The sequence below is a fragment of the Rathayibacter sp. AY1F6 genome (genome assembly GCF_002932035.1).
GTDB lineage: Bacteria > Actinomycetota > Actinomycetes > Actinomycetales > Microbacteriaceae > Rathayibacter.
In genome coordinates this window covers 12,605-39,536 of sequence record NZ_PSVD01000022.1, presented here as the reverse complement: position 1 = coordinate 39,536, position 26,932 = coordinate 12,605, and the positions used below count along the sequence as shown (strand labels likewise).

Here is a 26,932-nt window from a genome sequence, read left to right as displayed (position 1 = left end):
GCCCCGTCACCCCCTCTCGACCCCGTCCAGCGCCTCCGCCTCGGCGATCCGCAGCCGCATCTGCCGGTAGCGGTGGAACTGGTACACCCCGTGCAGCACCGCGAGGACGACCGCGGCCGCCATCCCGCACGCGATCGCGGGGACCTCGTCCGCGCCGCTCTGCGTCAGCGCGAGCGCGACTCCGGCGCCCGCCACGATCGAGTTGACCACCGCGATCGCCGAGGACATCGTGAAGAAGATGCCCCGCCAGCTCTGCCGGCGGCCGATCTCGAGCAGCTCGTTCGGCGCGTGGCGGCCGCGCGGCACCGCGAAGTAGGCGCCCGCGCCCGGCAGCAGCGTCCCGTAGTAGCGGCGGATGCGCTGGATGGCCGTCAGCGCGGCGATGTCCTCCATCGAGGTCTGCACCAGCCGCTCGTAGGTGAACACCCCCAGCAGCACGACGACCGGGATGATCACCGCGAGGAACCCCATCGCGTACCGGGTCGGGGCGAGGAAGCCGAAGGCCACGAGCGAGCTGGAGAGCATCGTCAGGTAGAGCGAGGCGCGGCTGCTCGACTCCGTCACGGTGATCCCGCGCGCCGACTCCAGCACGAAGTGCTCGGTCAGCAGGGCGTTGAGGAACGCGGCCGGCCGGTCCGGGAGCGACGCGGCGGAGACGGCGGCCTCGGGCAGCGCGGGCGTGCGGGGAGAGTCCTCCTCGTCGAGGCGGTCGCCCGGCTCCGGATTCACGGCCGCACCTCTCGCGGGGACCGCACCTCTCGCGGGGCCGCCCCGCGGCGTCCGCTCTTCGAGTCATCCGACTCGCGCACCGGCTCCACCCGCGCGCCTACCGTCGGACGCGACGCCGAGCACCGCCACCGGGGCGCGTGCGCAGACACCGAAGGGCCGTTCATGACCGACACCCGCCACCTCCACTCGAACCAGCGAGACACCCTCGAGCGGCTGCTCGAGGACTCGCCGAGCCACAACGTCCTCTGGGCGGACGTGCTGACGCTGCTCGAGGCCGTCGGCACCGTCCACGAGAAGCACGACGGCGCCTTCTCGGTGACGGTCGGCTCGACGACCGAGACCCTCCACCGGCCGCACCACAAGGACGTGGACGAGCAGCAGCTCGTCGACCTGCGCCGCCTGCTCCGCGGAGCGGGGTACGGCGCATGAGCGCGGGGACGCCCGCCGACCTCACCGGGTCGGCCGCCGAGCGCCTCCGCCGGCTGGACGCGCTCGACGCGGGTGCGCTGACCGAGGAGTGGCTGCTGCGCCAGCTGCGCCTCGCGCTCGGGGATCTCGCCGCGCTCGAGCCGGCCGCCGAGGCCGAGCAGGAGCGGCGCGAGGACTTCTGACGCGGCGGGCGGCCGTCCCGGGTGCACGCGGCCGGCACCCGGACGGCCGCCGGCCCGCACCCCGCAGCGCAGCCCCGCTCCGCCGCTCATCGCCCGGCCGCCGCGCTGCGGGCGCGCAGCAGCACGCCGGCCGTCGCGGTCGCCGCCAGCACGAGCGCCGCGAACACCGTCAGCACGATCGTCGCGGCGACGAGGTCGAGCGCCGCTCCCGCCGCCAGTGCGGGCACCGCGAGCCCCGTGTACGCGACCAGGAACACCACCGCCAGGGTCTCGCCCCGGCGGGCGGGATCCGCGAGGGCGACCGCCGTGCCGATCGAGCCCTTGAAGAGCAGCCCCACCCCGAAGCCCGAGACGACGGCCCCGGCGAGGAACACTCCCAGCTGCGGAGCGATCGCTCCGGCCGCGACCGCCGCGAGCCCGACCGCGCAGCCCGCCACCGCGATCGAGAGCTGCAGGCGCGTCCCCACCTTCACGAGCAGCAGCTGGCCGAGGGCCGCGGAGGCGAACACGGCGAAGGACGTCGCGCCGGCCAGCAGGTGGTCGCGCACCTGGAAGGTCTGCACCAGGAACGTCGGTGCGAGCGAGGTGAAGAGGCCGAGGACGGAGAAGGCCGAGAACGCTCCGAACGCCGCGAGCAGGAACGCCCTGCGCGCGTCCGCCGGCACCGAGAGCCGCTGCGGCCGGTAGGCGGGCGCCGTCTCCGGCACGTCGACCGTCTCGGGCACGAGGAGCAGCGCGAGGCCCGCCACGAGCAGCGCGACCAGGAACACCTGGTGCGGCAGGAGGAGCGGATCGGGCAGGAACTCGGCGAAGACCCCTCCGAGCAGCGGGCCCAGCGAGAGTCCGCCGAGGTTCACCGCGCCCGAGATCGACGCGGCGACGATCGTGTTCTCGTCCGGCCGGGCGCGGGCGCGCAGCTCGCCGAGGTGGGCGGTCGCGGTGGCGGTGAGCATCCCGATGCTGACGCCGTTGACGAAGCGGGCGACGATCAGCCCCGGCACCTCCGTCGTCAGCGAGAAGAGCACGGCCGAGATCGCCGAGACGAGCACCGCGATCAGCAGCACCCGGCGGCGGCCGAGCCAGTCGCTGACGTGACCGGCGAGGTACAGGCTCACGATCACTCCGACCGCGTAGGCGGCGAAGACGACGGTGATCACGAACGGCGGGAAGCCGTCGAGCTGCTGGTAGAGCGGGTAGAGCGGAGTCGGCACCGTCGAGTACGCCATCACGAGCAGGAAGGTCGCGGCGACGATCCAGAAGCCGACGCCGTGGCGCACCGTCGGCAGTCGGCGGCTCACGAGGTCTCCTGCAGGTGGCGGTGGGCGAAGGTGACGGCCATCGCGCCCTCGCCGACGGCGGAGGCGACGCGCTTGACCGAGCTGCGGCGCACGTCCCCCGCGGCGAAGGAGCCGGGGACGCTGGTCTCGAGGTAGAACGGCGCCCGCTCGAGCGGCCAGTCGGGAGCCGCGTGCTCGCCGACGAGGTCCGGTCCCGTCACGAGGTAGCCGCCGGAGTCGCGGACGATCGCGGTCTCCGCCGCCCACGTCGTGTCCGGCTCGCCCCCGATGCAGACGAAGAGGTGGGAGGTGGCCAGCGCCCCGTGCGCGCCGGTCGCCGAGTTCTCGACCTCGATCGACTCGAGGGCGTCGGCGCCGTGCAGGCGGGTGACGCGCGAGTCGAGCAGGATCGTCACGTTCGGCTGCCGGACGACGCGCTCCGCGAGGTAGGAGGAGAGGCTGTCGGCCAGATCCGGGCCGCGGACCAGCATGGTCACGTGCCGCGCGTGCGCCGAGAGGTTCATCACGGCCTGTCCGGCCGAGTTGCCGCCTCCGACGACCACGACGTCCTCGCCCTCGCAGAGCGGCGCCTCGCTCGTGCCGGCACCGTAGTAGAGGCCGACGCCGAGCAGCTCGTCCTCGCGCTCGAGGCCGAGCCGGCGCCACTGGATGCCCGTGGCGCAGATGTTGGTGCGGGCGACGACGGTCGTCCCGTCGGCGAGCAGCGCGTGGATCCGGTCGTCGGCGAAGCGCCCGCGGATCCCCTCGCGCATCCGCAGCAGCTCGGCGCCGAAGGAGACGGCCTGCTGCCGCGCGCGCTCGGCCAGATCGGCTCCCGCGATCCCGTGCGGGAAGCCGAGGTAGTTCTCGATCAGGCTGCTGGAGCCGGCCTGCCCGCCGATCGCCGAGCGCTCGAGGACCACGACCTTCAGCCCCTCCGAGGCGGCGTACACGGCGGCCGAGAGCCCGGCCGGACCGGCTCCGTAGATGGACAGGTCGTACTCCGCGAGCCGCGGCGAGCCGACCCAGCCGAGCCGGGCCGCGACCTCGGCGAGCGTCGGATCGGAGGCGCGGCTGCCGTCCGGGAACACCACGAGGGGGAGCGACGCGGTGGCGAGCGGGTGCCCGGCGACGGCGAGGCACTGCTCGTCCGTGTCGATCGGCGTCCACGAGAACGAGACGACGCTGCGCGAGAGGAGGTCGCGGATCTCCCACGCGTCGCGGCTCTCGCGCCGCCCGTAGAGGCGGACCTGCGGGAGGTCCCCGGGCACAATCACGAGGCACGCCGCCGCTCGAGCCCGTCGCGGAACTTCATCAGCTTGAGGCAGAGGTGCAGCGTGCTGCGGGCGAGGCCGTCGTCGAGCGCCTCCCGGACCGCCTCGGGCAGGTTGTCGAGACGGTAGTAGAGCGTGGTGCGGTGGATGTGGAGGAGCCCGCACGCCTCCCGCACGCTGCCGCGCACGTCGAGGTAGGCCTCCACGGTCCGCCGCTGCACCTCGTCGCCCCGCTCGAGCAGCGTCGCCGCGGCCGGCGAGAGCATGGCGAGCTGCGAGCTGTCCGCCCCGATCGAGGCGAGGAGCACCCAGGCCCCGAGCTCGGCGATGTCGGCCCGGCCACGGCCGTCGGGCAGGGAGCCGACGATGGTCGCCGCGAGAGCGGCCCGCTCGGCGGTCGGCAGGAGGTCGTCGTCGCGGACGTCGAAGCGCGCCGAGCCGATCGCGTCGACGGCCGTGCCGCGGCCGCGCGCCTCCGCCCGCAGGACGTCGTCCGCCTCCGCGGCGGCCTCGGGCGCCTCCACGCTCACGAAGAACAGCACACCCTCCTGGTCGCCGAGGAACGTCAGGCCGGAGGCGGCGCTCGCGTCGATCCGCCGCGCCAGCGCCGTCCGCTGCAGGGAGCCGGTCGGGCCGGTCAGCCGCACCGCGCGGACCACGGTCTGGGCGTCCCGGCGCAGCCAGCGGCGCTCGACCGCCTCGGCGAAGGAGGCGCGCCGGGTGCCGCCGTCGGCCGCCAGGAGCGCCGCGAGGACGTCCGCGCGCCGGGAGCTGCCGCCCGCCCGCGTCGAGGGGCCGAGGAGGCGGCGGATCGCTCCGACGGCCGCGTCGATGAGCGAGTACTCGGCCGGAGTGAGCGGCGCGGGCCGCTCCCGGGGGAGGAGGAGGGTCGCGAGCCGGCCCCGCGGATCCTGGACGGGGAACACGCCGTCGTGAGGCGCCTCCTCGCGCGCGCGCGTCGCGGCCAGCACCCGGCTCGAGGCGTCCTCGATCGTCACCGGGCGGTCGAGAGCCTGGGCGAGCTCGTCGGCGAGGTCCTGCAGAGTCATCGGCGGGGATCCGTGTGGGGGGCCATGCCGTGATCCTCGCGGAGGGAGCCCTCCCGAAGCGTGGCCCTTCCAGGCCCACCTTCCGCGTCGGATCCGCTGCCGGCCGCGATGAGACGCTCAGCCTCCGCTGCCGGGGCGGTCCCCGGGGGTCCCGTCCGCGAGGAGGCGGTCGAGGACGTCCGGCCAGTCGAGCAGGACGCCGATGTGGCCTCGACCGGGCCGGATCGTGAGCTCCGCAGCCGGGTGGAGGCGGCGGATCCGCTCCGCGTGCGCGACCGGGACCACCCTTCCGCGGCGCCGTGGAGGAGGAGGACCGGCGCCGCCAGGCGCGAGAGGTCGACTCCCCAGGGCACGACGAGAGCGAGGTCGTCGTCGACGCTCCCGCCCTGTTCGAGCTCCGAGGCGCGTCCGGCCTCTGCGCCGAGCGCCGTCAGCGGGCCGTCGAGGGCCGAGTAGTCGTCACCGGTGAACTGCTCCGGATCGAAGCGGGCCGTCTCCTCCCACTCCTCGCGCGCAGCCCGGCCGTTGCGCGCGCTGCGGAGAGCGCCCGGATCCTGCATGCCGTCGAACCACGCTCCGTCGTCGCTGAAGGGCGCCGGGCTGCCGAACGTCGCGACGCCCCGGACGCGATCACCTCCGAGAGCCCCGACGGCCAGCGCGTGCGGGCCGCCGCCGGAGTAGCCCGTCACCAGGAAGCGCTCGATCGCGAGCAGGTCGGCGACGCGGAGCACATCGGCGGCCGCGTCCGCGATGCTCCGTCCGGGAGCCCGCATCGAGCCGCCGAAGCCGGGACGGGCGACGGAGACGAGCCGGATGCCGCGCGCCGCAGCGGCGTCGACGTGGGGAGCGAGGAGTGCGCCGGTGTGCGGTGTCCCTCCGCACCAGACGACTGCAGCCCTGGGGGCTCGAGTGCCGAGGAAGTCGTGGGCGACGAGCGTGCGCGAGTCGACGCGGAACTCGTGCCGGGACGTAGCGGCGCGTCCGGTCATGGAGGAACGGTAGCCGCCTGTCGAGGGCAGTGCGCGTCGCCCGGCCCGACCGGGATGCGACGTCTCGTCGTAGGGTCGACGGGAGGGTCGGTGGACCCTCGGACGGGAGGGGTCCGCATGTCGATCGACGAGGTGTCCGACGGGATCGAGGGGGCCGCCGCGCTGCCGCACGTGCGCTCCGGCTTCTCCGGCGCGACACCGTACGGGATCGCGCAGCGATTCGCCGCGGGGGAGCTGACGCGGGAGCAGGCCGTCGACGAGCTCGGCCGCCGGCGCTACCGGTCCGGGTCGCCGAGCGACGGCTTCGACTGGACGACCCTCGACCCCGGGGAGTTCGAGGAGGTCCGCCGGGCCCTGTCCGATGGTCTGCTCGACGCCGCGATGTACGACGAGATCCTCGACCGGTACTGCGGGCAGGGCTCCTCCGGCGAGAGCGCGGCGTCCGCGGAGGAGAGCGCATGAGCGCCGGCCCCCTGGACCTCGCCTTCACCGCCCCGATCGGTGTCGCCGTGAAGGGCGACCTCTGGTCGTGCGTCGAGGTGCCCGGCTCCGTCGAGCTGCTCGGCACAGGGAGGTCCGTGAAGGTGGTCGCCACCGTCGACGGCGAGCCGGTGACGGCGAGCCTGCTGCCGACCGGCGCCGGCGGTCACATGCTGTCGATCAGCGCGAAACTGAGGAAGACGATCGGCAAGGACCTCGGCGACGTCGTCACCGTCCACCTGACCGAGCGCCTGAGCTGAGCGCTGGAGCCGGAGGAAGACAGGTGAGCGGAGCGGAGGAGCCGGCCTGGGCGGATCCGGAGCCGGAGGTCCACCGGGCGCTCGCGCGGTGGGCGGCGGAGTGCGCGGAGCGCGCCCTCCCCGCGTTCGAGGAGTGGGACCCGGACGATCCCCGGCCCCGGCCCGCGCTCGACGTCCTTTTCGCGTGGGAGCGGGGCGAGGCTCCGATGACGGAGTGCCGCACGGCGGCCTTCGCGGCGCACGCCGCAGCCCGCGCCGCGACGCAGGCGGGCGAGCGGGCCGCCACCGCTGCCGCGCGGGCGGCCGGGCAGGCCGCGGCCGTCGCGCACATGGTCGATCACTGCTCGCACGCCGCCGTGTACGCCGCGAAGGCGGTCGGACTCCGGGGGGGAAGCGACGCCGACCGGGACGCGGAGCGGCGTCACCAGTGGGAGAGCCTCGACCCCGTGCTGCGCTCACTCGGCTTCCCGAAGGGGCTGTGACGCCGGCCCGGTGGACCTCACCGGGTCGGCGCCCGCGCGCTCAGCGGTTCGCGGGTCGGAGCCCCAGCAGCGTGTCGATGATCACGAAGGCCGCGAGGCTCGCCCCCAGGAGCGGGAGGAACAGCCCGACCGCGGCGGCGACCACCAGGACGGACGCGACTCCCCACCACGGCGCGCGCCGGAGCGCTCCCCGGGCCGGCGGGGTGCCGACGAGCCGTCGGGGGCCGCGGGTGGGGCGGCGCTTCCACCACATCAGGTACCCGAGCACGACCATCGTGGCGATGCCGGCCGCGGTGACGAACAGCAGCAGCTGGTTGGGCAGCCCGAACATCGAGCCCATGTGCGTGTCGATGCCCCAGCGGGAGAGCTTGGCGACGAGGCCGAAGTCGGCGAAGTCGACCCGGTCGACGACCTGCATCGTGCTCCCGTCGATCGCGACGCCGTCGACCTCGGTCGGGAAGCTGCGCTGGATCTCCTGCACGACCCAGGCCGAGCCCTCCGCCGCGGGCGGCCGGATCTCGACCAGTCCCGTGTTCACGTTGACCTCGCGGGCGACCGAGAGCACCGAGTCGTAGGCGGCCGGCGAGTAGCCCGCCGTCGACTCGACGGCGTCGCCGGTGGCCGCGCCGTGTCCGGCGTGTCCGGCGTGCTCGTCGGCCACCTCGCCGCTTCGGTCGCCGAGCGTCGTCCCCAGCGAGGGTGTGGTCCAGCCGACAGCGGAGCGGAGGGTCTCGAAGTTCCCGCCTCCGTAGAGCGACCAGGTGATGCCGGTGGTCGAGAGGAACAGGGCGCCGACGAGCAGCCAGACGCCCGTGGAGGCGTGCCAGGAGAACAGGCGCTTGTAGCCGGTGGTCCTCGGCGCGGGGCGCAGCAGGTCCCTCTTCACGCGGGCGCGGCGGAGGCGGATGATCCAGAGGCCCAGGCCGGCGAGGGCGACGACCCCCAGCCAGGAGGCGGCGAGCTCGCTGTAGTAGCGGCCCACGTCCCCGAGGTGCAGCGTCCGGTGCAGGTCGCTGACCCAGGTCCGCAACGGCAGGGCGCCGCTGGTGCCGTAGGCGGTGAGGTCGCCGCGGACGTCGGCGGTGGCCGGGTCGATGAAGACCGCGCGGGTCTCGCTGGCGCCGAGCGCCGGGTCCGCGTACATCACCCGGGTGGTGTCGCCGGGGTTCGGGGCGGGGCGGACGGCGACGATGCTCTGCCCGCCTCCGGTGTACGCGTCGGCGGCGTCGATCTGGTCGGCCAGGGGCAGGGAGGTGTCCGCTTCCGGGGCGTGCAGCTCCTGCGCGTAGACGACCTGCTCGAGCTGCGGGGTGAGTGCGTAGAGCGCTCCGCTGGTCGCGGCGACGAGGATGAACGGCCCGACGAACAGGGCGGCGGAGAAGTGCAGGCGGAGCAGCAGCTGTCCGAGCCAGCCTGCGCTGCTTCTGTGCGGCGGGGGCGGGGTGTCGGCGGAGTCGCGGGGTCTCGTGGCGGTGGTGGTCATGCTTCTGGTCCTTCGGTGCTGTGGCGGGTGCCGGTGAGGGTCAGAGGAGGGTGTCGCCGATGTAGCCGCCCTCGACGCAGCCCGGCGGGATCGCGAAGACGGCGGAGCCGATCGGCGTCGTCCACTCGTTGAGCAGGTCCAACTCGTCCAGGCGCCTCTGGATCGGCACGAACTGCGCGGTGACGTCGGCCTGGTACGCCGCGAAGATCAGCCCGGAGTTCGAGATGTCCTCGCCCGTCGGGGTGTCGTCGTAGTTGTAGGCCCGGCGGTGGAAGCGCTCGGCGGTGTTCTCCGAGCGGGCGCGCCTCATGTGCGAGAACTCCGGGATCACCGGGAAGCCGATGGTCGTCGTCGCCTCGAAGTCGGGCTCGTCGGTCTCCGCCGTCCCGGTGAGGGGCGCGCCGTTCGCGAGGGTCCGCCCGACGGACTGCTCGCGGCCGCTGCGGTCCAGGCGGTCCCACTTGTCGAGGTCCATCCGGATCCGGCGCAGCACCAGCCCGGTGCCGCCGGCGAGCCAGCCGTCGCGGACCCAGACAAGCTCGTCGAAGTCGACGTCCTCGGGGCGCGGATTGACGGTCCCGTCGACCTGGCCCAACAGGTTCCGCATCGTGGTGCCGGCCTTCTCGGAGCCGTGCGCCCGGCGGAACCCGGTCTGGGTCCAGCGGACGGTCGCGAAGGTGCGGGTGTTCTTCAGCAGCATCCGCAGCGCGTGCGCGATCGTGAACGCGTCGTCGGCGTGGAACTGCAGCAGCAGGTCCCCGTCGTTCCACTGCTCCTCGAGCCGGTCGATCCCGAACGAGGGCAGCGGTGCCAGCCAGGCAGGCTTCGCCGCCTCGCCGGCCGCGAGGGACACGAGCCTCGGCCCGAACCCGAAGGTCACGGTGAGGCGGGCGGGGACCACGCCGAGCTCGGGCTCGGAGTCGGCCAGGGCCGGCTGCCCCTGGGTGAGGCGCGCGGCGTCGTCGGACAGGATGCGCAGCATCCGCCGCAGCCCGTCCCGGTCGGTGCTCTCGCGCAGATCGAGGGCGACGAAGGTCGCGTGCGCCTGCGGCGTCGCGGCGATCCCCGCCTGGTGCGCACCGTGGAAGGCGATCGTCTCGTCGCCGTTCAGCGCTGCGGCCGCTGCAGGCGCAGCGCCGCCGCGGCCGAGCAGCTGGTCCGCTCCGATCGCACCGGCCGCGCCGATGCCGGCGACTGCTCCGCCGAGGAGGAGCCGTCGCCGGCTGACGTCGCTGCGCGGCCGCTCGTCGGCGCTGTGGCCGGTGTCGCGGTCCTCGCTCATCAGCCCTCTCCGCCCATGTCCATGTCCATGTCGCCGCCCTCGTAGTCCTCGTTCGCGCCGGCGTAGTCGCGCGCCGGGACGGTGAACTCCGTCGTGGAGTCGTCCGAGAAGGTGAGGGTGACGGTGACCTCGTCCCCGGCGACGATCGGCGCGGCGAGGTCCATCAGCATGATGTGGTTCCCGCCGGGGGCGAGCTCGAGGCTGCCGCCGGCGGGGATCGTGAAGCCGCTCTCCTTGGCGCGCATCACCATCTCGCCCGACTCGTTCGCCACGGTCTCGTGCAGCTCCAGCTCGGAGGACGCGGCGGAGGTGGCGGACACGACGGTGACGTCCTCGGTGCCGGAGTTCTCCAGCTCACCGAACGCGGCGGACATGCCGGAGTCGGCGGCCTTCACCCAGCCGTCGGTGATGCTCACCTCGGTCGCGGCGGGCGCGACCTCGGCGGAGGGGCTGCCGGAGGCTCCGGCACTGCAGCCGGTCAGGGCGAGCAGGGCTGCGGCCGAGAGGGCGGAGAGGGTGGTGACGTGTCGAGTGCGCATGGTGTGGCGCCTTCCTGTGAAGTGGTTCGGTGGGTGGAGGACGTCGGCGGTCACGACGACGTCCGGTCTTCGGTGGTGGTCGAGGGCCGCCCGCGGCGGCGGGTGATCAGGAGGAAGGCCGCGACGGCGAGGACCGCGCCGGTCAGACCGATGAGGACCGGTCGGAGGACGTCCGGCGGGGCCTGCGAGGAGGCGGCTGCGACGACGGTCGGCTCGACGGTCGGGGTGGATTCCGCCACGGCCGCGGCCTGCGCCGAGGCGCCGTCGCCGACGGTGAAGGGGACGACGCCCGCGATCGGGTGGCCGTCGGCGGAGACCACCCGCCACTTGAGGTCGTAGGAGCCGCCCGGAAGCGCCGCCTCGAGCGGAGCGGTGACCGTCGAGTCGGTCAGCTCGACCGGGCCGGACACGTGGTCGATGCCGTCCATGTCGGTGACGAGGACCAGCGCGCCGATCGTGAGGACGTCCTCGGAGTACGTCAGCGTCACCTCCGCGGGCGAGTTCGTGAAGTGCTCACCGGAGCCGGGAGTGCTGCTGATCAGCTGGTCGTGCGCCTGGACGGGCCCGGCCGTCCCGATCAGGACGCCCGCCAGGGCGAGGGCTGCCAGCGCGGCGGGAAGCCGTCGCAGGGGTCGAGAGGTCATCGGTCGGTCTCCTTCGTGGTGGTCGGACGGGGAGTGCTCCGGCCGTCGAGCCGGTTCAGGTGGTCGTTGTAGGCGGTGAGCTCGGCCTCGCCGTCGCGGTCGGCGCGCCGGTCGTAACGCTTCGCGGTCCGCTCCTCGGAGCGCACCCACTGCGCGACCACGACCAGGGCGATCAGCACCATCGGGATCTCGCCCGCCGACCAGGCGATCCCGCCGCCGACGCCCTGGTCGGCGATCAGCGCCTCCGTGTCGGTGTATCCGAGCGCGGTCCACCAGGACGCGGCCAGCACGGTGGTCTGCGACATGATCGCCAGGCCGAAGAAGGCGTGGAACGCCAGCGTCGCGAGCATCACCAGCAGCCTCAGCACGTGGCCGGGCCGGTTCGGGCCGGGGTCGACGCCGATCAGGACCCAGAAGAAGAGGTAGCCCGTGGCGAGGAAGTGCAGGGTCATCAGGACGTGGCCCTGGTGGCTGAACATCGCCCACTCGAACCAGCCGGTGTAGTAGAAGACGACCAGGCTGCCGGCGAAGAGAACGGCGGCGACGGGCGCCCGCGACAGCACGGCGAGGTAGCGGGAGTGCACGACGGCGAGGATCCACTCGCGCAGCCCGCGCCCGCCGTCGCGGCGCACCGGCAGCACCCGCAGAGCGAGCAGCACCGGTCCGCCGAGCACGAGCAGCGGCGGCACGACCATCATCAGCAGCATGTGCTGGATCATGTGGGTGCTGAAGTGCACCTGCCCGTACACGGCCGGGCCGCCGCTGGTCGTGTAGGCGAGGGCCGCGCAGCCGGCCACCCAGGAGACGGTGCGCCCGAGCGGCCAGGCGTCGCCGCGGCGCCGCAGCCTCAGGACCGCCGACACGTAGAGGGCGGCGCCGACGAGCGCGATCCCGAGCCAGACGGCGTCGAGGTGCCACTGGTCGAGCATCCGCTCGGGTGACCTCGGGCGGGTAGCGGAAGCCGAGCAGACTGCGCCGGACGTCTCCGCTGATCGGGTCCTGCGAGACCGGCGGCGCGCTGTTCGAGAGCGCCACCGAGACGCCGATGGTCAGCGCCATCACCACCACCTCGCCGACCGCGATCGCGACGAACGCGCGGCGGTCGGCCGGGTCGGCGCGCAGCCGCGGGATCAGCCGCAGCCGGTGCCCGAGGCCCGCGCCGCCGAGGGCGAGCAGCGCGACGGCCTTGACGATCAGCAGCTGCCCGTAGGGCGTACCCAGGTCGCCGAGGTCCTCGATCCGGAGCGACGCGTTCACCAGACCCGAGAAGGCGACGGCCCCGAACGCCCAGCCGGCCAGCACGGAGTAGCGCGCGACGACCACGCCGAGCTGGGCGCCGACGGTCCGCCGCAGCAGGATCACCGCGGCGAGCCCGCCGGCCCAGGCCGTCACTCCGATCAGGTGCACGGCGAGGCTGTTCACCGCGTTCGCGTGCTCGTCGGCGCCGGCGGCGTGCCCGGAGAGCGAGAGGGGGAGCAGCGCCAGCACCGCGATCGCGGTCGCCGCCGCCACCCAGGCCAGCCGCCGCGAGAACAGGGTGAGGAGGAGGACGGCCGTCGCGCACACCGTCGAGGCCACGAGCGTCTGCCCCAGCTCGATCCGCGTGGCGTAGAAGACGACCTGCGTCCGGAAGCCCGGCGCGTCCAGCGGCTGCCCGATGGTGTTCGCCGCCGTGAACACGAGGACAGCGATCGCGGACGCCACCCAGACCGCGGCCGACCAGGTCGCCCAGCGCAGGGCGCGGTTCTGCGAGTACGAGACGACGCCCGGCGCGATGCGCTGCCCGGGCAGCAGGAAGGTGGCCGCGGTGAGCAGGCCGATGGTCAGCGACGCGGCGGAGTCGTGCAGGACCCGCGCGATCGGCAGGCCCCGCGTCACCAGGTCGCCGGGGTCGATCAGCCGCGTCGCCACCGAGAACGCCCCGGTGTACGACAGGCCCAGCAGGGCGACGGCGACCGCCGCCGGTATCGCGAGCAGGAGGGACGCCTCCGCCCCGCGGAGAGGAGCGGCGAGCGGCCGCGGAGGCGGGAGGAGGTCGTCGTCGACCGGTGTCGATGGTTGTGCCACAGGCGTGGCTCCCTTCACGGGCGTCCCCGAGGGGGCGCTCCACAGACCCCTCCGCCGGCGCGCAGGAGCGCCGGGCCAGGACGATCCGTCCGGGAGGAGTCGCCGAGACGCCGACCGGCCGGCGTCCCTCGGAGACCCCTGCGGCGGAGGAGACGGGTCGGTCAGACGCCGCGGGGACCTCCGGGGAGGTCCTCGCCGCGGCTCGCGTCGATGATCAGGAGGCGGGCTGCAGAGGGGGGCCGCGCCGCAGCGCCGCCTGGGGGAAGACGCCCGAGGCGAGGGGGAGCACGTCGCGCAGCTCGAAGGAGGAGCGTCGCGCGGGTCGAGGAGCGGCCACCGGAGTCGGCAGCACCCGCACCAGGCGGGTCACGAGGTGGCTCGTCGTCGCGGCGACCCTGACGAGGAGGGACTCGCCGCGGTGGAGCGCCGCGGTCGTCGCGACGGCGGCGACGAGGTGCGCCGCCCACATCGAGGAGCCGGTCATCCCGCTGTGCGTCATCGCCGCGCTGACGTCGATCACGGCGCCGTGGTGGGCGTGCAGGGTCGGCGCATCGACCGGCCCCGTGAAGGTCCCGATCGTGAAGAGCGTGTGGAACAGGAACTGGCTGACTCCGACCGAGACCGCCAGGCGCACCAGGGAGAGCCTGCGCCCGGCGAGCGCCACGCACACCAGGACCGACAGGACGAGCGGCATCGCGACACCGAGCGGACCCGGGATCTGGCCGCCGCCGGCCACGTGCGAGAACAGCGCGACGAGCGTCGCCACCGTCGCCGCGACGACACCCCGGAGGGTGCGCAGCGGGCGCGACGACGACATCTCCCCAGTGTCGCAGACGCCCCCTTCCCTCGGAGGACCGCTCCCGGGCGAGAGGAGCGGCCGGCCGACGGTTCCTCTCAGCGGGCCGGGGAGGCTCCGTGGCGTCACTTCTCGGGCCGGACCACCAGCCCGACGCCGCCGCCGCGCCGCACCGGTTCGGCGACCGCGGTCATCCGGCCGGAGGGGTCGACCTCGATGGCGGCCACCGCGCCGATCTGCGCGGCCGAGGTGAAGGTGTCGCCCGAGGGGACCAGCTGCTGGCCGAAGGGAGCGAGGTCGTCGGCGTACGCCTCGATGAACTCGGGCTCGGCCGAGGTCGTCGCGCCGTTGCGCTGGGAGGCGCGGGGCGCTGCCACCGCCTCGGGGAGCGTCATGCCGAGGTCGATGCGGTTGACCAGGGTCTGCAGGACCGTCGTGATGATCGTGGATCCGCCCGGCGAGCCGACGACGAACCGCACGTCCCCGCCGTCGAGCACGATCGTCGGCGACATCGACGAGCGCGGGCGCTTGCCCGGCTCGATCCGGTTCGGGTCCCCGTCGACGAAGGTGGGGGAGAAGTCGGTCATCTCGTTGTTGAGGAGGAAGCCGCGGCCGGGGACGGTCATCGCCGAGCCGCCGGTCTGCTCGATCGTCAGCGTGTAGGAGGCGGCGTTGCCCCACTTGTCGACGACCGAGAGGTGGGTGGTGGAGATGTTCTCGGTGTCCGACTCCTCCGCGGCGGGGGCGGTCGCGCATCCGGAGCCGTCGAGAGCGCCGGGCGCGACCGGGCGGACGGAGGCGGTCGCCGGGTCGATCGTGCAGTCCCGCGAGTCCGCGAACTCCTGGCTGAGGAGCGTCTCGGTGGGCACGTCGACGAAGGCGGGGTCGCCGACGTAGGCGCCCCGGTCGGCGAAGGCGCGGGCGGACGCCTCGAGGTAGAGGTGCAGGGCGCTGCCGGTGTCCTCGGACGCGAGGTCGTGGTTCTCGAGGATGTTGAGGGCCTCGCCGACTGCGATCCCGCCGGAGGAGGAGGGTGCCATCCCGTAGACGTCGAGTCCGCGGTAGGAGACGCGGGTCGGCGCCTGCTCGGCGACCGAGTAGGCCGCGAGATCGGCGGCCGTCATCGTGCCGGCCGGGGCGGGGAGGTCCGACCCCTCGGCGATCCGCGGGTTCTGGACCGTGTCGGCGATCTCGGCGGCCAGCGCGCCCTCGTAGAACGCGTCCGGCCCGTGGACGGCGATGGAGGTCAGCGTCTTCGCGAGGTCGAGGTTGCGGAAGGTGCTGCCCACCTTCGGTGCGTCCCCACCGGGGAGGAAGAGCTCGGCCGTGTCGGGGAACGCCTGGAACCGCTCGAGGTTGTCGAGCGTCTGGTTGCGGAAGGTCTCGTCCACCCGGAAGCCCTTCGCCGCGAGCGCGATCGAGGGCGCCAGCACGACGGGGAGCGGCAGGGTGCCGAAGCGGTCGACCGCGGTGTCCCAGGTCGCCACCGTGCCGGGCACGCCGACCGCGACGCCGGAGGAGACGAGGTCCGGGGTGAACGGGTACGGGGCTCCGGTCGCGGGGTCGAGGAACGCGTCCGAGGTGATGCCGGCCGGCGCTGTCTCGCGTCCGTCGATGGTGCTGACCTCGCCGGAGGCCTTGTCGAAGTAGACGAAGTACCCGCCTCCGCCGATGCCGGCGCTGTACGGCTCGCTCACGCCGAGGGCCGCGGCCGTGGCGACCGCGGCGTCAGCTGCGTTGCCGCCGCGCTTCAGCACCTCCATGCCCACGCGGCTCGCGTTCGCGTCGACGCTCGAGACCGCTCCGCCGTAGCCCACCTGCGTCGAGGGCGAGATGAGGGGTCCGCCGAGGAAGTCGCGGATCTTCTCGGGCGTGAGCCCGCTGTCCTTCAGGTATCCGGAGACGGGCCTGTCGAGAGCGGACGCCGGTGCGGCACCCGCCACTCCCACTGCGACGACCGCGACCAGCGCGATCGCGATCCTGCGGAGCACGGGTGTCGTGGCCATGGCGTTCCTCCATCGGAACTCTGTGGTGCGCGGTCGGCGATGCGGGTCCCCCCAACCTAGGGGCGGGGTGGGGGTGCGGGGTAGGGGGTGCCCGGTCGAGCTCGCCGCCGTCGCTCAGTCCCGGCTCGGTGCTGACGGCCCGTCGGGGATGGCGGGCAGTGCGTCGGTCGGCGGTATCGCGAACCAGAAGACCCCGTCCGCGAGCCGCGCGCGTTCCAAGGGCGCGCCGAGGGGCTCGGCCGTGTTCAGCGCCGCATCGACTCCCGTCGAGACGGGATCGTCGTTCGCGGCGTGCGGTGGGAAGCGGAAGCGCTGACCGATCAGATGGTCGCCGTCGAGACGGCGCCGGTAGACGATGCAGACGCTGTTCGGGCTCTCGATCCAGGTCCGGACCACGTCCACCACGGAGGCGTAGTTCTCGAGGATCTCGTCCTCCAGGACCCTCTTAACGACGGCAGCCTCGGTCGAATCGTGCATGGGCAATCCCTCCTCGGGTGGCGGACCGAGGAACTCGGCCCGCCACGGACGGTAGCCGAACCATTTTCGGCAGGGCGGAGGAGGCGCGCTCGAGCTCCGGAGCGGCGCGCGCCCCTCCTGGCCGGCAGGCCTGCGTCGGTACTGCTGACGGAGTCGTCGGGGCTCCTGATCCGGCCCGCGTGTCGACTCGTCCGGCAGCGCTCTTGACAGGCGAGCGAAGTAAGTGTTCGATCAGTCACATGCCTTCCCCCTCCTCCCGCTCCACCGCCGAGGCGCAGCGCGAGCGGATCACCGCGGCGGCGCTCCACGTGTTCGCGCGCACCGGCTACGCCGCGACTCCGATCACCGAGGTCGCGGCCGAGGCCGGCGTCTCGCCCGCCTACGTCTTCCGCCTGTTCCCGGGCAAGCTCGGCGTCTTCGTCGCCGCGGTCGACCGCTGCTACGAGCAGGTGGCGACCACGCTCGCGGCGGCGGGGGAGGCCTCGCCTTCCTCGGACCCGGCCGACCGGCTCGAGGCGATGACCGTCGCCTACATCGACCTGATCGCCGACCGCGACCTGATCATGCTGCAGTCACAGGCGCAGAGCGCGTGCGAGGTCCCCGAGATCCGCGAGGCGGTGCGCCGCGGGATCTCCGCGGTCGTCCGGACGGTCACCGTCGTCTCCGGAGCCGACGGTCCGGCCGTGCAGCGCTTCGTCGCCTACGGGCAGCTCTGCCACCTGATCGTGCAGACCGACCTCGGCGGCGTCGACTCCGAGTGGGCGCGCATCGTCTCCGACGGCATCCGGCACCGCGACTGAGTCCGCGGTCCTCTCGTCTGCCCTCTTCTCCTTCCCCTCCTCCTTCTCCTCCTCTTCACCACCCTCCCCTTTCATGTCCGCGATTGTGACTGTCCAGTCACTCACCACAACCTTCAGGAGCCCCTCGTGACCACCACCCTTCCCCGCACCACCACCCGCGTCGTCCTCCCCGGGATCGTCGAGCCGTCTGGACTGCTCCTCGAGCAGGCGCCGGTCGAGCCGCCCGCGGCCGGCGAGCTGCTCGTCGCCGTCGAGGCCACCGGCATCTCGTTCGCCGAGCAGTCGATGCGCCGCGGCCGCTACTTCGCCCAGCCGCCGTTCCCCTTCACGCCCGGCTACGACCTCGTCGGCCGGGTCCTCGCGGTCGGCCCCGGCGGCGACGCGTCGCTCGAGGGCCGCCGCGTCGCCGCGCTCACCAAGACCGGCGGCTGGACGGGTCACGCCCGTGTCGCCGCCCGCGACTGCGTTCTCGTCCCCGACGCGGTCGCGTCGGAGGACGCCGAGGCCGTCGTGGTCAACGGAGTGACGGCGTGGCAGATGCTGCACCGCTCGGCCCGGGTCTCCCGCGGCGACACGATCCTCCTGTTCGGCGCGAACGGCGGAGTCGGCGGCCTCGTGCACCGCCTCGCCCGCCTCGAGGGGATCCGCGTGATCGGCGCCGCCTCGCCCCGCCACCACGAGGCACTCCGAGCGGCCGGAGTGGAGCCCGTCGACTACGCCGATCCCGACCTCGCCGCCCGCGTGCGCGAGCTCGCTCCCGGCGGAGTGCAGGCCGTGTTCGACAACGTCGGCGGAGCGACGACCCGGCTGGCGTGGTCGCTGCTCGCGCCCGGCGGCACCCTCGTCGCGAACGCGATCGTCAGCGCGAGCACCGGGAGTATCTGGCCCCCGTTCCTCCGCCAGCTCGCGCGGATCCAGGCCTACCAGCTGGCCCCCAACGGCCGGCGCGCGGTCTTCTACGACCTCTGGGCGGGCCACTCGCTGCGCCCCGCGCGCTTCCGTGCGCGGCTCGAGGAGGACCTCGGCCGCGTGCTCGGACTCCTCGCCGACGGCTCGCTGACGGCCAACATCGCCGCCCGCTTCCCGCTCACGGGGATCGTCGAGGCGATGGAGCTCGCCGAGTCCCGGACGCTCGACGGCAAGGTGATCCTGCTGCCGTGAGCGGGGTGCGTCCGGGCGGAGGGTGATTCCGGCGCGGAGGCGCCCGGGCGGCGAGCAGGGGAGAATGGCGCGGTGGACACGGGACTGGTGGAGGTGCTGAAGGCGCTGGGCAATCCCACGCGACTGCAGATCATGGAGTGGCTCCGCTCTCCTGAGGCGTCGTTCAGCGAGTTCGAGCCGATCGCCGACCGCGCCGAGTTCGGGGTCTGCGTCACCCATCTCGCCGCGAAGAGCGGTCTCGCGCAGTCGACCATCTCGTCGTACATGGGATCCCTGGAGCGCGCGGGCCTCGTCCGCTCGACGCGCGTGGGGAAGTACACCCACTACCGGAGGAGCGACGCCGACGTCGACGGGCTCCTGAAGCGGCTCGGAGCCTCGATCTAGCGACGTATCGCGAATCGTCGATATGATCGGCCGCATGACCGATGCTTCCGAGGCCGCTCCCGCTCGCCGTGCTCTGCTCGTCCACGCCCATCCCGAGGAGCGGTCCTTCTCCTCGGCGCAGGCGGACGCGGTCCTCGAGCAGCTGAGGGCCGACGGCATGGAGGTGCGCCGGCTCGACCTGTACGCCGAGGGCCGGGACCCGGTGCTGCACCGCGACCAGTTCGCGTCCGGCTCCGGCTACTTCAAGCCGCAGGCGCAGCAGATGACCGCGGTCCTCGAGAAGACGCTCGGGGAGCCCGTCGCGAGCGACCTCGACGAGCTGCTGCAGGCGGATCTCCTGGTGCTTTCGTTCCCCCTGTGGTGGTTCTCGATGCCGGCGATCATGAAGGGCTGGATCGACCGGGTCTTCGTGATGGGCGCGACGTTCGGAGGCGAGCACGGCGTCTTCGCCGAGGGCGGCCTGCGCGGCAGGAGTGCGATGCTCCTGCTGACGACGGGCGGCGGCGAGGCGGCCTTCGCGCCCGGCGCCGCCGACGGCTACGGCGACCTGCAGTCGTTCCTCTTCCACATCCATCGCGGGATGCTCGAGTTCGTCGGGTACGACGTCCTGCCCCCGGTGGTCACCTACGGTCCCGCCCGCCTCGACGCGGCCGGACGCGAGGACGCCCTGCAACGGGCTCGAGCGCAGGCGTCCGCATCGACGGCCCGGCTGCGCGGCGCCTAGCGTTCGCCGCCGCGCCTCCCGGCCGTTCTCAGTCCCGCGACCGGCTCGCGTGCGCGCGGGCCTTCATCCGGTTGCCGCACATCGCCATCGAGCACCACTTGGCGGTGCCGGGGCGGCTGCGGTCGAGGAGGAAGAGGTTGCACTCGTCGTTCGCGCAGGCGCGGAGCCGCCCGGGGAACCGGGCGTTCACAGCGGACCAGGCGAGGACCGACTGCACCGCGAGGCGATCCGGCTCGGGAGCGCTCAGCTCCCACACGACGCCCTCACCGGTGACGCGCGGGGTGCGCACGGCGTGCGCGACCAGGTCCGCGAGCTCCGTGACGGCCGCGGGCGCGTCCGAGCGCACGACGGCCTGGAGTGCGTCGCGGGCGCGGCGCAGCCGCTCGAGCTCGTCCTCGGTGCCGACTCCGCCCCACCGCCGGGCGAGCTCGCGACCGGACGCGTCGCCGAGGTCGTCCGTCGGCCGTCCGTCCACCACGGGCGCGCTGTTCAGCACCGCCAGGAGCAGCTCCTCGTCCCGATCCATCGTTCCCCGTTCTCCCGCCGTGCGGCCCGTTCGATCCATGCTAGCGTCCGGCTAACCAGTAAATCTACTTGAAGGGGTTAGCCATGGTCGTCGTCCATCACCGCACCGTGTCCGTCGACGGACTCGACGTCTTCTGGCGGGAGGCCGGGCCCGTCGACGCGCCTGTCCTCCTGCTGCTGCACGGGTACCCGAGCAGCTCGCACATGTTCCGCCACCTCCTCCCCGCCCTCGCGGGGCACTACCGCGTCATCGCCCCCGACCACATAGGCTTCGGGCGCTCGTCCGCGCCCTCCGTCGAGGACTTCGACTACACGTTCGCCGCCCTGACCGCGGTGACCGGCCGCTTCCTCGAGACCATCGGGGTGACCCGGTACACGATCTACGTCCAGGACTACGGCGCCCCCGTCGGCTGGCGCCTCGCCCTCGCCGATCCGTCCGCGGTCGTCGCCGTGATCTCGCAGAACGGCAACGCCTACGAGGAGGGCTTCGTGCCCGGCTTCTGGGACCCGATCTGGGCCGACGCCGCCGAGCGGACCGACGAGACGCGCGACGCACTCCGGCCGGCTCTCGGCCGGGAGGCCGTCGAGTGGCAGTACACCCACGGTGTCCCCGATCCCAGCACCGTCGACCCGGACGCCTGGGAGCACGACCTCGCGCTCCTCGCCCGCCCCGGCCAGGACGACGTGCAGCTGGCGCTCTTCCGCGACTACGCCACCAACCGCGAGCTCTACCCCGCCGTGCATGCGTGGATCCGCGAGTCCGGAGTCCCCGTCCTCGCCGTCTGGGGCCGGAACGACGAGATCTTCGCCCCCGCCGGCGCCCAGGCCTTCCTCCGCGACGCGCCCCACGCGCGCATCGAGCTCGTCGACGGCGGGCACTTCCTGCTCGAGTCCCACCTCGACCGCGTCGTCAGCGGGATCACGGACTGGCTCGGCCGCGAGTGACGGTCCCGTGAGCCGGTCGGGCCCGCTGGTTCGGCCTCGCGGGAGCGGCCACGGATGCCTGCTCCTGCTGCCGGCAACCGCGCCGACGTCGGCGCAGCCGGGTCGCGATCCCGACCCGCTGCGCCCGGCGAGACCCTCCTGCCCGGCGCCCCTCAGCGGCTGAGGAGGGCGACGAGGTCGGTCGCGATGCGGTGCTCGACGTCGGCCGGGACGGGCTGCACGGCGGCGTCGAGGTCCGCGGTGACGACAGCGGCGAGGCTCCGGGCCTGCAGGGTCAGGCCGAGGTCCATCGCCTGGATCGGGTTGCCGCCGGCCGCGGTGAGGTTGATCATCCGGCCGTTTTCGAGGCGGACGATCCGCTTGCCGTTCTTCAGGCGGATGCCCTGCCGGCGCTGTCCGTCGGCGAACTCGGTGGTCGACTCCGTGGCGGCCGCGAGGGCGTCCTCGTCGATCTCCCACGGGAAGTGGCCGACGCCCGCGATCACGGCGCCGTCGGCGAACGCGTCGATCTCCGCGGCGCCGATGACGCCGGGTGCGCCGGTGGCGGTGAAGACGAACTGCGCGTCCGAGAGGACGTCGGCGACGGGTCCGACACGGTGGCCGCGGAGGATCGCCTGCAGCGAGCGGATCGGGTCGACGTCGGCGACGGAGACCCGCGCTCCGAGCTGCGCGAGGGTGTCGGCTACTCCGCGTCCGCACGGGCCGTAGCCGATGACCGCGGCGCGGGTGCCCGGGATCATGAGGTTCGTGGCGTTCATGAAGCCCTGGACGACGCTCTGGCCGACCCCGTACTCGTTCTCGACGATCAGCTTGAGGGGCGAGTCGTTGATGACGACGACCGGTCGCGGGAGGGTCGCGTTGTTCTCCCGCAGGCGGATGCCGCCGGTGGTGGTCTCCTCGGTGCCGCCGAGGTAGTGGTCCGGGACGCCCGAATTGATCAGGCGGAGGGTGAGGTCGGCGCCGTTGTCGAGGGTGAGGTCGGGGTCGTGCTCGAGCACCTTCTCGATGTTGCGGAGGTGCTCCGCCTCGCCGTCGCTCTGCTTCGTGTGCACGTGCACGCCGAGGGCGCGGCGGTCGTCGGCGACGTCGTCCTTCGTGGTTCCGGGCGAGCCCGTCAGAGCGATGTCCATCCCGGCCTCGACGAGGTGCGAGACGAGGGCGGCGGTCTTGGGCTCGACGTGGAGGCAGATCGCCAGCTTCTTCCCGGAGAGCACCGGAGCGAGCTCCCGGACGGCCTGCGCGGTGAGGGGCATGTGGTCGAGAGCCCAGCGGCTCGCCGGGTGGGAGAGGGAGGAGGTCATGGCGGGTCCTGTCTGGAGTGGGTGCGTGGGCGTCGGGTGGGGGCGTCGTGTGGCCGGCGGCGCGGGAGTCGCGTCAGGGCGCTCGGCCCCCGGCGGGCTGCCGCCGCGCCCGGCGTCCCGCGTGCGTCGAGCGCGCTGCCCGGTACGGAAGGTCTTGAGGAGGCCGATCGCCGGGGACGGCCGCGAGGCCTCGCGCGGGGCTGATCTCCGTGCGACGGAGCCTGAGGTGCATCTCCTCACGCTGGGCCGAGGTCGGCACGGCGCGGATCGTCATCGGTGAGGACACCAGCCCAGTCTGTCGACCCGGACGAGCCCTCGCTCGGATGATCGTGCTCGGCGCCGGCACCCCGGGAGGGGCCGACCTGTCGTGCGGTGACGTCCCGCGCGGACTGACAGGCGCGCCGCGTCCGCTCACCCTCCGGTGACTGGGCGAGGGGCGTCGAAGAAGAGGTAGGACACGAAGTGGATCGCGCGAAGCCGGAACCACGCGAAGGCTCGGTCGCGAGCGCGGCCCGACGGAGCGCCACCGCTACCCTGACGCCATGCGCCGCAGTCTCGACGACCCTCTTCGGAACCGCGTCCGCACCGGCTCTCCGTCCGTCGCGTCCGCCTGATGGAGCGGCGACGGGCGGACCGCTCGGAGCCGGTTCGCGAGTTCCGGCCCTCGAGGGCCCGGCAGAGGAACGAGTCGCGACGGCTGAGGCCCGTCGCCGTCCTCCCCGCGCTGGTCCTGCTGGCGGGGAGCGTCTGGGGAGTCGCGGTCGCCGACGACCGCGGTGCGGCGCTGGCCGTCTACCTCGGGCTGTTCGGTTTCGCCACCGCGGTGGCTCTGGTGATCGTCGGAGTGCTGGCGCTCCGCAACCGGCGGTTCCTCGCCACCGCGTCCCTCCGGATCTCGGACCGGGCGATCGAGTGCACGGATGCGCGAGGCAGGGTCGTGACCTTCGAGCGCGCCGACCCGTCGGTGAAGGCGCTGCTCGCGTGGGTGCCCGCCGGCCCCAACAGTGAGGGGATCGACCTGCCCCCGTCGCTGATCCTGTTCCTGTCGGACGGGAGCCGGTCGCTGCGGCTCCGCGGGGCGGACTGGGAGATCGAGGATCTGCGGGCCGTCGTCGCCGCCGTGACGACGCCGCTCCTGCCGGCGGCGCGTGGCGTGCACACCGGTAGCCGGAGCGTGTGGGCGCGCCTGACCGGAGCCGCTCGTCGGCAGGAGATCGAGGCGCCGCCCGCCGCGGAGAAGACGCTCAGCCCCTCCGAGATCAACGAGCTGATCCCCGGCACGATGAGCTTCCGCGAGACCCGTCCGCTGACGTTCGCCCTCCTGATCGGGTTCGGCTCGGCGGCTCTCGTGCTGGGCCTCGTCGTCGGCGTCGCCTTCGTGGTGGTGCCCGGGTAGCGGAGGAATTCGGCGCCGTGCCGGGGACCGCTGAGCGGGAGACGCGGGCGACAGGCCCACGCTCCCGACCGGCGACCTCTCCGGGGTGATATTGCCCGCGCCCTAGGCTCCACGCATGACACTCACCCAGGACTCCGGTTGGATCTGGTTCGGACTCGCGATCGTCACCGCCGGTCTGGCCGAGCAGAAGGGCCGCTCGCGCTGGCGCTGGTTCGTGCTGGGGCTGCTGCTCGGGCCGATCGCGACGGCCCTCGTCGTGCTGTGGGCGCGTCCGGAGGGCGGAGTGGCGACGGATGTGCGCTGGAACTTCGCGATCGGCGCCGGCGTCGCCGCGGCGGCGCTCGTCCTCGTCGCCGTGACCTCGGCCCTCTGGCTGCTGCTCATCCCTGCGGCGATCGCGGCGCTCGCCGCCGGTCTGCTCGCCTGGCTGAGCCGCCGCGTCCCCTACGAGGACCTGCCCCGCTGACGACCGGCGGCTGGTCGAGTATCGGAACTCGAGATCTCGCGGTCCGCAGCGTCCCGAAAGACATGCCCGATGACAAGCCTCGGTGACGGGGCCTCTCGCGGGACGTTCGAACGGCTGATCCGCCGAGGACCGCGTGAACCTGAGTCGCCTCCCGTCTAGCGGAGACGGGAGCTCTCGCCGTCGAGGTCGATGAGGTCCTGTCCGCCTCGCGCCGCCGCCCCACCCAGCCCCACATCCCCCTCCGCATACGCGTCGTGCGAGAAGCACAGCCGCACCCCCGCCGCCTCCACCCGCTCGAGCAGCTCGGACGTCCGCTCGTGCGCCCGCGCGTCGTCGCTGATGAACCGCGGCAGCCGGCGCAGGCGCCCGGACCAGCCGAGGAACTCCCGCCCCCACGCCGCGTCGCCGGCCACAAGCACGCGCCCCTCGACGAGCACCCCCAGGTGCCCGCGCGCATGGCCTGGGAGCGGCACCACGAGCAGCGATCCGTCGCCGAAGAGGTCGAATCCGGTCAGCCCCTTGATCGTCGTCGCGGGCTGCTCGTCCGCCACGATCCCGGCCGCGAACCACGGCGGCAGCAGCGCGCGGAAGATCCCCTCGCGCACGCGGTTCCGCCGCACGGAGGCGACCTGGCCCGACGACAGCACGAACGTCGCGTCCGGGAACCAGCGCACGCCGCCCACGTGGTCCGGGTGCAGGTGCGTGAGCACCACGAACTCCACGTCGGCCGGGGTCAGGCCGAGGGCGAGCAGCCGCTGGTCGACGGTCTCGTCGTCCGGCACCGTCGCGGGCAGGATGCGCTCGTACAGCCGTCCGACGAGGCCCGTTCCGCGGAACGTCGGCGGGTAGCCCGTGTCCACGAGCACCCGTCGGCCGCTCGCGTGCGTGTAGAGGAAGACGTTCGAGGGGAAGACGCGGCAGGGGAGCCCCCTCCCGCGGAACACCCGGGACAGCGGGAAGACGGTGCTCCCGCACGCCATCACCTGCAGCGACGACTCAGCCACGCGTCCCCCTCAGGTGCTCGCCGACCCGGCGGATGCCCTCGGCCAGCGGCACGGTCGGCTCGTAGCCGAGCTCGGTCCGCGCCCTCGAGATGTCGAGGGTCTGGGCGTAGGCGAGGGTCGCCACGGTGTAGCGGGTGAACGGCGGCTCGCGGCCGGGCAGCAGCCGGTACACCCGCTCCAGGATCTCGGCGAGCGCGGTCAGCACGCGCAGGTCCACCCGGATGAAGCGCGGCTCCTCGCCCATCGCGGCGAAGAAGCGCTCGAGGAGGTCGCCGAGCGGAGCGGGCTCGCCGTTGGTGATGTTGTAGACGCCGCCGTCGGCCACGGGAGCGTCGGCGGCGAGCACCAGCGCGTGCGCGGCGTTCTCGACGCAGGTGACGTCGACGGGGTTCCGACCGCCGTCGAAGAGGGGGATGCCGCGGCGGCGGCTCGCGGCGACGAAGCGGGGGAGGAGGCTGGGGTCGCCGACGCCGATCAGGCCGCGGGGGCGCAGGATCACGAGCTCGGGGATCCGGCCGGCGCGGTGCGCGTCCTGCAGCAGCCTCTCGGCCTCGATCTTGCTGCGGATGTAGAGGCTCATCCGGCTGCCGGTGTCGACCTCCTCCTCCCGCACCAGGTACTGGTGGCGGCGGGCGGAGTAGATGCTCGGCGACGAGACGAAGACGAAGCGGCGGATCCCGCAGCGCTCGGCCAGCGCGATCATCGCCTCCGTCCCCGTGACGTTCGCACGCTCGAACTCGCTCCACGTGCCCCACGGGCTCGAGAGCGCCGCGGCGTGCACGAGCACGTCGGCCTCGACGGTCGTCGCGCCCAGCTCGGCGAGGTCGGCGCGGAGGACCGTGGCGCCCTCCTCCTCCAGCCGCGCCAGCGCCTCGGGGGCGCGACCGGTGGCGAGCACGTCGTCGCCCGCGGCCAGGAACTCGCGCACCGCGTAGCCGCCGAGGAAGCCCGTCGCCCCGGTGATCAGCACGCGGCGCCGGCGCTCAGCGGACATCGACGACCTCCAGCCCGCGCTTGCGGCCCCAGTACCAGAGCAGGATCCCCAGGTACCCGAGCGCCTTGCCCTTCCGGATCGACATCAGCACGACCGCGTCCTTGTCGAGCAGCGCCTCGCTCCGCCCGATCGCCTGGCAGACCTTGAGGTGCAGCTCCAGGTCCTCGTCGGTGTCGTCGATGCTCGAGCGCGGGAAGCCGTCGACCTGGAGGTACAGCGCTGCGTCGATCGCGAGGTTGCAGCCGGCGGCCATGAACATCCGGTACCGCTGGCCGGGGCGGCGGTAGAAGACGCCCGGCGCGTGCTCCATCAGGCGGATCAGCGCGGTGCCGAGCACGCCGTCGTACCAGCGGTAGACGGCTTCGTCCCGCCGCGGGGACAGGCGGCCGCCGACGAAGCGGGCGCCGCCGCGGAGGTCGGCCTTGAGGCGCGCCACCCAGTCGGCGCTCGGCAGGCAGTCGGCGTCCGTGCGGGCGACGGCCGTCGCGCCCTCGGCGATCGCGTGGCGGAAGCCGGTGTCGGAGGCGGCTCCCGTGCCCTTCTGCGCCTCGTCGATCACGGCGACCTGCCGCTCCGGGCACCGGCGGCGGAACTCCTCGATCACGGCGCGCGAGCCGTCGGTGCTGCCGTTGTCGACGAGCAGGAGGGTGAAGTCCGGATCGGTCTGGCGGGCGAGCGCGTCGAGGGCGCCGCCGAGCAGCTTCTCCTCGTCGAGGAAGGGCACGACCACCCAGAAACCGCGCGCGTCCATCCGTCCCCCGCTCCGGGACCATGGTGTCGGCGGGGG

At 73.5% G+C, this 26,932-nt stretch carries 30 protein-coding genes and 1 pseudogene; 12 read left to right on the top strand and 19 right to left on the bottom strand.

Going from position 1 to position 26,932, the window contains the following annotated elements:
• Positions 1 to 6: 6 nt before the first annotated feature.
• Positions 7 to 729 (bottom strand): hypothetical protein, encoded by a 723-nt coding sequence (locus C5C44_RS14415; RefSeq protein WP_104224776.1) that lies wholly within the window; start codon positions 727 to 729, stop codon positions 7 to 9.
• A 162-nt stretch (positions 730 to 891) separates the two neighbouring features.
• Between C5C44_RS14415 and C5C44_RS14410 the strand changes: the two genes are divergently transcribed.
• On the top strand, positions 892 to 1,158 hold the full coding sequence (locus tag C5C44_RS14410) for a hypothetical protein (RefSeq protein ID WP_104257441.1): 267 nt from the start codon (positions 892 to 894) through the stop codon (positions 1,156 to 1,158).
• A complete protein-coding gene (locus C5C44_RS14405; protein ID WP_104224778.1) occupies positions 1,155 to 1,340 on the top strand; it encodes a hypothetical protein in 186 nt (61 codons plus the stop codon). The genes C5C44_RS14410 and C5C44_RS14405 overlap by 4 nt, the downstream gene beginning before the upstream one ends.
• Positions 1,341 to 1,426: 86 nt before the next feature.
• On the opposite strand, the gene C5C44_RS14400 is transcribed toward C5C44_RS14405, so the two are convergent.
• The 4 genes from C5C44_RS14400 to C5C44_RS14385 are packed head-to-tail and all read right to left on the bottom strand — an operon-like array spanning position 1,427 to position 5,929.
• The gene (locus C5C44_RS14400) at positions 1,427 to 2,638 is read right to left on the bottom strand and encodes an MFS transporter (protein WP_258066759.1); all 1,212 of its coding nucleotides are present in this window, start codon (positions 2,636 to 2,638) and stop codon (positions 1,427 to 1,429) included.
• Positions 2,635 to 3,888, bottom strand: coding sequence for an NAD(P)/FAD-dependent oxidoreductase (locus tag C5C44_RS14395; RefSeq protein ID WP_104336090.1), 1,254 nt, complete (start codon positions 3,886 to 3,888; stop codon positions 2,635 to 2,637). Before C5C44_RS14395 ends, C5C44_RS14400 begins: the two co-directional genes overlap by 4 nt.
• A gap of 2 nt (positions 3,889 to 3,890) precedes the next feature.
• A complete protein-coding gene (locus C5C44_RS14390; RefSeq protein ID WP_104274082.1) occupies positions 3,891 to 4,940 on the bottom strand; it encodes a helix-turn-helix domain-containing protein in 1,050 nt (349 codons plus the stop codon).
• Positions 4,937 to 5,929, bottom strand: a complete 993-nt coding sequence (locus tag C5C44_RS14385) for an alpha/beta fold hydrolase (RefSeq protein WP_104336089.1) — start codon at positions 5,927 to 5,929, stop codon at positions 4,937 to 4,939. Before C5C44_RS14385 ends, C5C44_RS14390 begins: the two co-directional genes overlap by 4 nt.
• Positions 5,930 to 6,046: 117 nt before the next feature.
• Between C5C44_RS14385 and C5C44_RS14380 the strand changes: the two genes are divergently transcribed.
• From C5C44_RS14380 to C5C44_RS14370, 3 genes are read left to right on the top strand one after another with little or no spacing between them, the layout of a single operon-like run.
• The gene (locus C5C44_RS14380; RefSeq protein WP_104336088.1) at positions 6,047 to 6,391 is read left to right on the top strand and encodes a hypothetical protein; all 345 of its coding nucleotides are present in this window, start codon (positions 6,047 to 6,049) and stop codon (positions 6,389 to 6,391) included.
• Positions 6,388 to 6,669, top strand: coding sequence for a DUF1905 domain-containing protein (locus C5C44_RS14375; RefSeq protein WP_104257436.1), 282 nt, complete (start codon positions 6,388 to 6,390; stop codon positions 6,667 to 6,669). Before C5C44_RS14380 ends, C5C44_RS14375 begins: the two co-directional genes overlap by 4 nt.
• Before the next feature lie 23 nt (positions 6,670 to 6,692).
• Entirely contained in the window at positions 6,693 to 7,151 is a 459-nt protein-coding gene (locus C5C44_RS14370; protein WP_104336087.1) for a putative immunity protein, read from the top strand.
• A 40-nt stretch (positions 7,152 to 7,191) separates the two neighbouring features.
• Here the strand turns inward: C5C44_RS14370 and C5C44_RS14365 are convergent, their stop codons facing one another.
• The 9 genes and pseudogenes from C5C44_RS14365 to C5C44_RS14330 all read right to left on the bottom strand — a co-directional run bounded on the left by C5C44_RS14365 (position 7,192) and on the right by C5C44_RS14330 (position 16,445).
• The gene (locus tag C5C44_RS14365) at positions 7,192 to 8,634 is read right to left on the bottom strand and encodes a PepSY domain-containing protein (RefSeq protein ID WP_104336086.1); all 1,443 of its coding nucleotides are present in this window, start codon (positions 8,632 to 8,634) and stop codon (positions 7,192 to 7,194) included.
• Between the two features lie 40 nt (positions 8,635 to 8,674).
• Complete coding sequence (locus C5C44_RS14360; protein ID WP_104336085.1) at positions 8,675 to 9,916, bottom strand: Dyp-type peroxidase; 1,242 nt, start codon at positions 9,914 to 9,916, stop codon at positions 8,675 to 8,677.
• On the bottom strand, positions 9,916 to 10,455 hold the full coding sequence (locus C5C44_RS14355) for a copper chaperone PCu(A)C (protein WP_104327830.1): 540 nt from the start codon (positions 10,453 to 10,455) through the stop codon (positions 9,916 to 9,918). The genes C5C44_RS14360 and C5C44_RS14355 overlap by 1 nt, the downstream gene beginning before the upstream one ends.
• A 50-nt stretch (positions 10,456 to 10,505) precedes the next feature.
• Positions 10,506 to 11,099: a copper resistance protein CopC gene (locus tag C5C44_RS14350; protein WP_104250440.1), complete on the bottom strand. Its 594-nt coding sequence runs from the start codon at positions 11,097 to 11,099 to the stop codon at positions 10,506 to 10,508.
• Positions 11,096 to 12,028, bottom strand: a complete 933-nt coding sequence (locus C5C44_RS17395) for a cytochrome c oxidase assembly protein (RefSeq protein ID WP_258066755.1) — start codon at positions 12,026 to 12,028, stop codon at positions 11,096 to 11,098. Before C5C44_RS17395 ends, C5C44_RS14350 begins: the two co-directional genes overlap by 4 nt.
• A 157-nt stretch (positions 12,029 to 12,185) precedes the next feature.
• Positions 12,186 to 12,401 (bottom strand): annotated as a pseudogene (locus C5C44_RS17390) (CopD family protein); the annotation flags it as partial.
• Positions 12,402 to 13,380: 979 nt separating this feature from the next.
• Positions 13,381 to 13,983, bottom strand: a complete 603-nt coding sequence (locus tag C5C44_RS14340) for a hypothetical protein (protein WP_104257424.1) — start codon at positions 13,981 to 13,983, stop codon at positions 13,381 to 13,383.
• A gap of 104 nt (positions 13,984 to 14,087) precedes the next feature.
• Positions 14,088 to 15,968: a gamma-glutamyltransferase gene (gene ggt / locus C5C44_RS14335; RefSeq protein WP_104288695.1), complete on the bottom strand. Its 1,881-nt coding sequence runs from the start codon at positions 15,966 to 15,968 to the stop codon at positions 14,088 to 14,090.
• 114 nt (positions 15,969 to 16,082) lie between these two features.
• Positions 16,083 to 16,445 (bottom strand): hypothetical protein, encoded by a 363-nt coding sequence (locus tag C5C44_RS14330; RefSeq protein WP_104224922.1) that lies wholly within the window; start codon positions 16,443 to 16,445, stop codon positions 16,083 to 16,085.
• Between the two features lie 239 nt (positions 16,446 to 16,684).
• Here C5C44_RS14330 and C5C44_RS14325 point away from each other — a divergent pair, with 239 nt between their 5' ends.
• From C5C44_RS14325 to C5C44_RS14310, 4 genes are all read left to right on the top strand, one after another.
• Positions 16,685 to 17,245, top strand: coding sequence for a TetR/AcrR family transcriptional regulator (locus C5C44_RS14325; protein ID WP_104315402.1), 561 nt, complete (start codon positions 16,685 to 16,687; stop codon positions 17,243 to 17,245).
• Positions 17,246 to 17,371: 126 nt separating this feature from the next.
• Positions 17,372 to 18,406 carry a zinc-binding dehydrogenase gene (locus C5C44_RS14320; RefSeq protein WP_104336084.1) on the top strand — a complete coding sequence of 345 codons (1,035 nt, stop codon included), beginning with the start codon at positions 17,372 to 17,374 and terminating at the stop codon, positions 18,404 to 18,406.
• Positions 18,407 to 18,478: 72 nt separating this feature from the next.
• A complete protein-coding gene (locus tag C5C44_RS14315; RefSeq protein WP_244230566.1) occupies positions 18,479 to 18,790 on the top strand; it encodes a helix-turn-helix transcriptional regulator in 312 nt (103 codons plus the stop codon).
• Between the two features lie 34 nt (positions 18,791 to 18,824).
• Positions 18,825 to 19,514, top strand: coding sequence for an NAD(P)H-dependent oxidoreductase (locus tag C5C44_RS14310; RefSeq protein WP_104336092.1), 690 nt, complete (start codon positions 18,825 to 18,827; stop codon positions 19,512 to 19,514).
• Positions 19,515 to 19,542: 28 nt separating this feature from the next.
• Here C5C44_RS14310 and C5C44_RS14305 read toward each other — a convergent pair whose 3' ends face one another.
• The gene (locus tag C5C44_RS14305) at positions 19,543 to 20,040 is read right to left on the bottom strand and encodes a CGNR zinc finger domain-containing protein (protein WP_104336083.1); all 498 of its coding nucleotides are present in this window, start codon (positions 20,038 to 20,040) and stop codon (positions 19,543 to 19,545) included.
• An 83-nt stretch (positions 20,041 to 20,123) separates the two neighbouring features.
• Here C5C44_RS14305 and C5C44_RS14300 point away from each other — a divergent pair, with 83 nt between their 5' ends.
• On the top strand, positions 20,124 to 20,984 hold the full coding sequence (locus C5C44_RS14300) for an alpha/beta fold hydrolase (protein WP_104336082.1): 861 nt from the start codon (positions 20,124 to 20,126) through the stop codon (positions 20,982 to 20,984).
• 152 nt (positions 20,985 to 21,136) lie between these two features.
• Here C5C44_RS14300 and C5C44_RS14295 read toward each other — a convergent pair whose 3' ends face one another.
• Positions 21,137 to 22,285: an adenosylhomocysteinase gene (locus C5C44_RS14295; protein WP_104336081.1), complete on the bottom strand. Its 1,149-nt coding sequence runs from the start codon at positions 22,283 to 22,285 to the stop codon at positions 21,137 to 21,139.
• 613 nt (positions 22,286 to 22,898) lie between these two features.
• On the opposite strand from C5C44_RS14295, the gene C5C44_RS14290 reads away from it, so the two are divergent.
• Together C5C44_RS14290 and C5C44_RS14285 are read left to right on the top strand one after the other, a co-directional pair.
• On the top strand, positions 22,899 to 23,681 hold the full coding sequence (locus C5C44_RS14290; RefSeq protein WP_104336080.1) for a hypothetical protein: 783 nt from the start codon (positions 22,899 to 22,901) through the stop codon (positions 23,679 to 23,681).
• Between the two features lie 115 nt (positions 23,682 to 23,796).
• Positions 23,797 to 24,147, top strand: coding sequence for a hypothetical protein (locus C5C44_RS14285; protein ID WP_104224914.1), 351 nt, complete (start codon positions 23,797 to 23,799; stop codon positions 24,145 to 24,147).
• A 155-nt stretch (positions 24,148 to 24,302) separates the two neighbouring features.
• On the opposite strand, the gene C5C44_RS14280 is transcribed toward C5C44_RS14285, so the two are convergent.
• Genes C5C44_RS14280 through C5C44_RS14270 form a run of 3 tightly spaced genes read right to left on the bottom strand, consistent with a single transcriptional unit; the run spans position 24,303 to position 26,896 of the window.
• Positions 24,303 to 25,151, bottom strand: coding sequence for an MBL fold metallo-hydrolase (locus tag C5C44_RS14280; protein WP_104336079.1), 849 nt, complete (start codon positions 25,149 to 25,151; stop codon positions 24,303 to 24,305).
• Positions 25,144 to 26,145: an NAD(P)-dependent oxidoreductase gene (locus C5C44_RS14275; protein WP_104336078.1), complete on the bottom strand. Its 1,002-nt coding sequence runs from the start codon at positions 26,143 to 26,145 to the stop codon at positions 25,144 to 25,146. The genes C5C44_RS14280 and C5C44_RS14275 overlap by 8 nt, the downstream gene beginning before the upstream one ends.
• On the bottom strand, positions 26,135 to 26,896 hold the full coding sequence (locus C5C44_RS14270; protein WP_104336077.1) for a glycosyltransferase: 762 nt from the start codon (positions 26,894 to 26,896) through the stop codon (positions 26,135 to 26,137). Before C5C44_RS14270 ends, C5C44_RS14275 begins: the two co-directional genes overlap by 11 nt.
• Positions 26,897 to 26,932: the final 36 nt, after the last annotated feature.